Origin of the sequence: Bacillus cereus group sp. BfR-BA-01441, assembly GCF_022663075.1 — a bacterium.
In the GTDB taxonomy this organism is placed as follows: Bacteria; Bacillota; Bacilli; order Bacillales; family Bacillaceae_G; genus Bacillus_A; species Bacillus_A cereus.
Genome location: NZ_JAKUEU010000450.1, coordinates 1 through 215 on the forward strand (window position 1 = coordinate 1; position 215 = coordinate 215).

Below are 215 nucleotides of genomic sequence, written 5' to 3' on the forward strand. Positions count from 1 at the left end.
CTTGTTTAGCACCTTGTTGTTTATCTTGAGAGGAATCCTCTTGTTTAGTACTTTGTTGCTTATCTTGAGAGGAATCCTCCTGTTCAGAGTTTTGTTGCTTATCCTGAGAAGAGTCATCTTGTTTAGAGTTTTGTTGCTTATCCTGAGAGGAATCCTCTTGTTTAGCACTTTGTTGCTTATCTTGAGAGGAATCCTCCTGTTTAGAGTTTTGTTGC

At 38.6% G+C, this 215-nt stretch carries 1 pseudogene; it reads right to left on the bottom strand.

Annotated features, from left to right (window positions below):
• Window positions 1-215, bottom strand: a pseudogene (locus MR107_RS31160) (spore germination protein); the annotation flags it as partial.